Annotated in this window: 7 protein-coding genes; 3 read left to right on the forward strand and 4 right to left on the reverse strand. The window is 67.6% G+C overall.

Annotation, left to right across the window (positions count from 1 at the left end):
• Positions 1-35 precede the first annotated feature (35 nt).
• Complete coding sequence (locus tag N5D91_RS20105) at positions 36-851, forward strand: prolyl oligopeptidase family serine peptidase (protein WP_110714271.1); 816 nt, start codon at positions 36-38, stop codon at positions 849-851.
• 102 nt (positions 852-953) lie between these two features.
• Here the strand turns inward: N5D91_RS20105 and N5D91_RS20110 are convergent, their stop codons facing one another.
• The 4 genes from N5D91_RS20110 to N5D91_RS20125 all read right to left on the reverse strand — a co-directional run bounded on the left by N5D91_RS20110 (position 954) and on the right by N5D91_RS20125 (position 3,601).
• Entirely contained in the window at positions 954-1,445 is a 492-nt protein-coding gene (locus N5D91_RS20110) for a transposase (RefSeq protein WP_110714270.1), read from the reverse strand.
• 135 nt (positions 1,446-1,580) lie between these two features.
• On the reverse strand, positions 1,581-2,531 hold the full coding sequence (locus N5D91_RS20115) for an aspartate carbamoyltransferase catalytic subunit (protein ID WP_014036233.1): 951 nt from the start codon (positions 2,529-2,531) through the stop codon (positions 1,581-1,583).
• A gap of 16 nt (positions 2,532-2,547) precedes the next feature.
• On the reverse strand, positions 2,548-3,015 hold the full coding sequence (ruvX, locus tag N5D91_RS20120) for a Holliday junction resolvase RuvX (protein ID WP_180846525.1): 468 nt from the start codon (positions 3,013-3,015) through the stop codon (positions 2,548-2,550).
• A gap of 19 nt (positions 3,016-3,034) precedes the next feature.
• Positions 3,035-3,601, reverse strand: coding sequence for a YqgE/AlgH family protein (locus tag N5D91_RS20125; RefSeq protein ID WP_014036231.1), 567 nt, complete (start codon positions 3,599-3,601; stop codon positions 3,035-3,037).
• A gap of 91 nt (positions 3,602-3,692) precedes the next feature.
• Here N5D91_RS20125 and N5D91_RS20130 point away from each other — a divergent pair, with 91 nt between their 5' ends.
• On the forward strand, positions 3,693-5,480 hold the full coding sequence (locus N5D91_RS20130; RefSeq protein ID WP_180854089.1) for a DUF4153 domain-containing protein: 1,788 nt from the start codon (positions 3,693-3,695) through the stop codon (positions 5,478-5,480).
• Positions 5,477-6,000, forward strand: a 524-nt coding sequence (locus N5D91_RS20135; protein WP_279922731.1) for a DNA-3-methyladenine glycosylase I, incomplete at its 3' end; no start/stop codon positions are given. The genes N5D91_RS20130 and N5D91_RS20135, both read left to right, overlap by 4 nt.

The raw sequence follows: 6,000 nt of genomic DNA on the forward strand, positions 1-6,000 counted from the left end.
AGCATGAAAGGGATTCCATGTACTGGGGCTCCGTCATGCTGCGATCGCTTCCCCGCTGGCTGCCACTGCTGTCGCTGATGATGTTGGCCGGTTGCGCCAGCACACCCCACAGCGCGCGCGGCCACTTCGAAGGCCGCGCTGTGAAGGTGGACGGAGAGACCGCCTACTATCAGGTCTTCATTCCGGCCGGAGTGCGGACGGGAGGCCCCGCACACTCCGGCAACAGCACGGGCATCCCGGTGATCCTGTTCCTGCACGGCTCGGGCGAACGCGGCCGGGACGGCGTCAAGCAGACGTATTCGGGACTGGGGCCGTATCTGCGCGAGCACGCCGACTTCCCGGCCCTGGTCGTCTTCCCGCAGGCAGCGAAGCACTCGGAATGGAGCGGCCGCAACAACCGCATGGCCGTGGCTGCGCTGGACGCGACCATCGCCGAATTCGGCGCCGATCCGGCGCGCCAGTACCTGACCGGCATGTCGATGGGCGGCTACGGCAGCTGGAACATTGCGCTGGATGACCCGCACCGCTTTGCCGCGATCGTGCCGGTATGCGGTGCCGTGTTCGCACCGCGCGCGAAGCGGCCGACCCTGTTCGTTGAACAGGTGGCCCAGGAATCCGATCCCTATGCCGCGATCGCCAGGCGACTGCAGCACACCCCCATCTGGATCTTCCACGGCGCGCAGGATGACGTGGTTCCGCCGGATGACGACCGCAGGCTGCACAGCGCATTCCAGGGCACCCACGCACGCGACGTGCGCTACACCGAGTACCCGGAAGGCAATCACAATGCCTGGGACGCCACCTACGCCGACCCGGCGATGTGGGCGTGGCTGTTCGCGCAGAAGCGCTGAACCGCAGCTTCTGGTAGTTGCCAACCTGGGTTGGAGCCTGGTTTGGGTAGGTACCAACTAAGGTTGGAACCTGCTTTCGGTGGGTGCCAACCTTGGTTGGCACTATCTGTCCGCCCCCATGAACTCCGCCTTGGCACAGGAACCTTCGAGTTCCCACTCACACCACGCATGCGGGTATTCGCCAAGCTGCGTTGCCAGCCCCGCCCTGATCGGATTCGCCATCACATACATTGCGTGCCGGAACAGCGATTCATCAGAGCGGATCGCGTGATCGTGATAGCAGGACTGCCAGAAGCGCCCTACCCTGCCCAGTACCCTGTTTGCGTACACCGCCGTACGCGACTTGAAGCGCTTCATGACAACGTCGAGCGATGCCGCGCGCAGCTGCATCAACCAGTGGACGTGATCCGGCATGACCACGTAGGCGATCGAATGGGTCAGACCTTCCAGATCCAGACGCTGGAACTCCTGCATGGCGGTAGCCGCAACGGCTTCATTGGCGAACAGAGCCGCCCGGCCATGCACGTTCGTCGTGAGGATGTAGCTCTGGCCGATACTGGAATGACGGCCTAGCAGGAGTCGGGTGCTGTTCATGCAGAAGAGCATGGGCGGGCGCATGTTCCCTGAACATCGGGAAATCACCTTGGCCCGGGTAGGCCAGTGCCAACCAAGGTTGGCACCCACCACACCAGCAGTGTCAACCAAGGTTGACACCTACCAGAGCGGGGGTCAGCCCAGCAGGGTTTCCAGCACGGCCATGCGCACGGCGACGCCGTTGGCGACCTGGCGCAGCACCCACGACTGCGGGCCGTCGGCCACCTCGTCGGTCACTTCCACGCCGCGGTTGATCGGGCCCGGGTGCAGCACCGCGGCATCCTTGCCCGCGCGCGCCAGGCGTTCGTTGGTCAGGCCGTACTGCGCGTGGTACTGCTCCAGCGACGGCACCAGGCCTTCTTCCATGCGCTCGCGCTGCAGGCGCAGCATCATCAGCGCGTCGACGCCTTCCAGCATCGCGTCGAAATCATCGCCGACCACGCAGCCCTTCAGGGTCTCGTCGTCGGGCAGCAGCGACTGCGGGCCACACACGCGGATCTCGCCCACGCCCAGCGTGCGCAGCGCATGCAGGTCGGTGCGGGCCACGCGCGAGTGCTTTACGTCGCCGACGATCACCACCTTCAGCTTCGAGAAATCCGGGCCCTTGGCCTGGCGCAGGGTCAGCATGTCCAGCAGGCCCTGGGTCGGGTGCGAGCTGCGGCCGTCACCGGCATTGATCAGCGCGGTGCCCTCGCCGGCCGCTTCGGCCAGCGCTGCCACGGCGCCATCATCGGGGTGGCGCACCACGAAGCCGCGTACGCCCATCGCTTCCAGGTTGCGCAGCGTGTCACAGGCGGTTTCGCCCTTGCGCGTGGACGAGGTCGAGGCATCGAAGTTCAGCACATCGGCGCCCAGGCGCTGCGCAGCCAGCTGGAACGAGCTGCGGGTGCGCGTGGACGGTTCGAAGAACAGCGTGCACACCGCCGAACCGGCCAGCACGTGGCGCTTGTTGCCGACACGACCGACCGCGGCATCGCGGATCTGCCCTGCCCGGTCGAGCAACTGCAGCAGGGTTTCGCGCGGCAGGCCCTCGAGGGTCAACAGGTGGCGCAGGCGTCCGGAGGCATCGATTTGCTGGGCAGTCATGGCGGGAGTCGTGCAGTCAGGGAATGGGGGTGGCGTCGTCGGGGGACGACAGCCAGCGGTCGATGATCACCGCGGCGGCGACGGCGTCGAGAGCGGCCGCATCACGGCGGCGCTTGCGCCCTTCGGCGCGCTCGACGGCGAAGCGGCGTGCGGCTTCGACCGAGCTGGAACGCTCGTCGATCATCACCACCGGCAGCTTGAAGCGTTCCCGCAGCTGGCGGGCGAAGCCCTGCGCACGCTTGCGGTTGGGCTGGTCCTGGCCATCCAGGGTCAGCGGGTCGCCGACCACCAGGCCGTCGGGTTTCCATTCCTTGAGCAGGCGTTCGATCGCGGTCCAGTCCGGGCCATTGCCGTGCACGTCGACCACCGCCACCGCGCGCGCATGCGCAGCGAAGGCACTGCCGATGGCCACGCCGATGCGGCGCGAGCCGACGTCGAACCCCAGAACGGTGCCGTCACGGCGGATCGCCGGGGCAGCAGACACCGGTGCGGGCGCGGTCGGCTCAGACATGGCCGCTGTAATCGGTCAGACGGAACAAGTCCACGCCGATGCGCGAGGCCGCACCCTGCCAGCGCTGCTCCAGCGGCAGCTGGAACACCAGCTCGGCATCGGCCGGCACGGTCAGCCAGCTGTTCTCGGACAGCTCGCTTTCCAGCTGCCCTGCACCCCAACCGGCACAGCCGAGGGTGACCACGGCATTGGCCGGGCCTTCGCCGCGCGCCATCGCTTCGAGGATGTCGCGCGAGGTGGTGAGGTACAGGCCCTCGCCCACGGTCAGGCTGGAATCCCACGCGCGCGCGTCGTCATGGATGACGAAGCCGCGTTCGGGATGCACCGGGCCGCCATTGAGCACCATGCGCGCCTGCAGGTCGCCATCACCGGTGGTGATGTCCATCTGCGCAAGCACTTCACCCAGCGTGTACTCGGAAGGCTGGTTGACCAGCACGCCCATCGCGCCGTTCTCGTCGTGCTGGCAGATCAGCGCGACGCTGCGGGCAAAGGTCGCGTCGAGCAGCGACGGCAGCGCGACGAGCAGGTGATCGGCAAGGGAGGTCGGCGTTACAGGCATGGCCCCATTCTACCTGCTGGGGGCGGGATGGTCGCGCGATGGCGCCGAACCGCGATGGGCTAGGATGGTGCTTTGCCATGGAAGGTCATCGATGCAGTCTTCATCGCCCCTGACCCTGCCGGCACGCAGCGCCATCGTCCTGATCGCCCTGCTGCAGGGTCTGATGCTGTATGCCGCGCAGGAACTGTCCGATGCGTGGCCGTTCCGCGATATCGGCTGGCGCTACTGCTGGTACGCCTGGGTGCTGGCCATTCCCAGCGCGGTGGCATTGAGCCTGGTCGAGCTGGGCCAGCGCCGCCTGTGGCTGCAGGCAGTGCTCGGCTCGGTGGTGGTGCTGGCGCTGGCCGCCTGGATCGGCTGGAACCTCAACGGCGAGACCGCACTGGAATCGGGCGCGCTGCAGTTCCCGCTGACCGTGGGCATGGCGGTGGCAGTGTTCGTGGCCCTGCCCTGGTGGCAGTTCCAGTTGCAGCACGGGCATTGGCGCGCCAGCTATCCGGAGCTGTTCGAGCGCGCCTGGCAGAACGGCCTGACCCTGGCCCTGGCGGCGCTGTTCACCGGGCTGACCTGGCTGCTGTTGTGGCTGTGGGCGGCGCTGTTCCAGCTGCTCGACGTGACCGTCTTCCGTGACCTGTTCCGGCAGGACGCGTTCATCGCACTGGCCACCGGCAGCCTGGCCGGGTTCGGCGTGCTGATCGGGCGCACCCAGCACCGCGCGATCCAGATCACCCGCCAGGTGCTGTTCGCGATCTGCCGCGGACTGCTGCCGCTGCTGTCGTTCATCGCCGTGCTGTTCGTGCTGAGCCTGCCGCTGACCGGGCTGGAACCGCTGTGGAAGACCCGCTCGGCCGCCAGCCTGCTGCTGGTGCTGTCGCTGCTGCTGGTGACGTTCACCAATGCGGTCTACCAGCAGGGGGAAGACAGCGCTCCCTACCCCCTGCTGCTGCGCCGGCTGGTTGAAGCCAGCCTGCTGGCACTGCCGGTCTACGCCGCACTGGCGCTGTACGCACTGGGCCTGCGCGTGGTGCAGTACGGCTGGACCATGGACCGGTTCTGGGCGGTGCTGATCGCGCTGGCCGTGGCTGGCTATGCCGTGGGCTACGCGCTGGCGGTGCTGCGCCGGCAGAGCCGCTGGTTGCAGATGCTGGAGCCGGTCAACCGATGGATGTGCTGGGCGGTGCTGGCACTGGCCTTGCTGGGCAACTCGCCGCTGCTGGACCCGGTGCGGCTGACCCTGTCCAGCCAGCTGGAGCGGCTGCGCGCGGACCCGCCGGCGATCACCAGCAGCGACGTCAACGTGCTGCGCTTCGATCTTGGGCGCCGTGGCGTGCAGGCGCTGCGCGGGCTGCAGCGTGATCCGGCCATCACCGCCGATGCCAACGCGCCACAGGTGATCGCTGCCGCGCTGGCACGTACCACGCGCTGGGACGACGGACAGCGCCTCGACAAGGGGCCGCAGGACATCGTCGCCCTGCAGCGCGCGCTGAAGCTGGCCAAGGGATCCAGCTCGCCGCCGGACGATTGGTGGCAGGCACTGGCCACCCGCGCGATCAATGGCGAATCCTGCGCCCAGAGCGAGCGCGACTGCCTGATCGTGCATCGCGACCTGGACGGCGATGGCACCGGCGAAGTGCTGCTGTGCGAGCTGTACACCCACCGTGGCCCGGACTGCGTGCTGTACGCACGTGGCAGGGATACCCAGTGGCGCCGGGCCGGTTCGCTGTTCGGCACCGTCAGCGGCCAGGCCGAGGCGATCAACCAGGCCCTGCGTGATGGCGAACTCACTCTTGTGCCACCGCGTTGGCCGATGCTGTCCATCGGCGGACGCCCCGCGGTGGCCATCGATCCCGAACCCGAATCCAACGAGTCTTCTCCATGAGCGGTTACTGCCTCATCGCCCCGGGCCATCCGGTGCACGACTACTACCACGCCAACGAGTACGGCTTCCCGCAGCGTGACGAGCGCGAGCTGTTCGAGCGGCTGGTGCTGGAAATCAACCAGGCCGGGCTGAGCTGGGAAACGATCCTGAAGAAGCGCGAGGGCTTCCGCGCGGCCTATGACGGCTTCGATGTGGACCGCGTGGCGGCGTATGCCGAGCAGGACATCGAACGCCTGCTGTCGGACGCAGGCATCATCCGCAACCGGCTGAAGGTGCTGGCGGCAATCCACAACGCGCAGGTGATCCAGCAGCTGCGGGCCAACCATGGCAGCTTCGCGGCGTGGCTGGACGCGCACCACCCGCGCGGCAAGGCCGACTGGGTGAAGCTGTTCAAGAAGACCTTCCGCTTCACCGGCGGCGAGATCACCGGCGAGTTCCTGATGAGCCTGGGCTACCTGCCCGGTGCGCATGCCGAGGACTGCCCGGTGCATGCGCGGCTGCTGACGCTGTCACCGCCGTG

This window comes from Stenotrophomonas sp. GD03794 (assembly GCF_029842145.1).
Lineage (GTDB): Bacteria > Pseudomonadota > Gammaproteobacteria > Xanthomonadales > Xanthomonadaceae > Stenotrophomonas > Stenotrophomonas riyadhensis.

What these genes read in the sequence shown, in the direction of transcription:
- N5D91_RS20105 (WP_110714271.1), top strand. Translation starts at nt 36, where the DNA reads ATGCTGCGATCGCTTCCCCGCTGGCTGCCACTGCTGTCGCTGATGATG.
- N5D91_RS20110 (WP_110714270.1), bottom strand. Translation starts at nt 1,445, where the DNA reads ATGAACAGCACCCGACTCCTGCTAGGCCGTCATTCCAGTATCGGCCAG.
- N5D91_RS20115 (WP_014036233.1), bottom strand. Translation starts at nt 2,531, where the DNA reads ATGACTGCCCAGCAAATCGATGCCTCCGGACGCCTGCGCCACCTGTTG.
- N5D91_RS20125 (WP_014036231.1), bottom strand. Translation starts at nt 3,601, where the DNA reads ATGCCTGTAACGCCGACCTCCCTTGCCGATCACCTGCTCGTCGCGCTG.
- N5D91_RS20130 (WP_180854089.1), top strand. Translation starts at nt 3,693, where the DNA reads ATGCAGTCTTCATCGCCCCTGACCCTGCCGGCACGCAGCGCCATCGTC.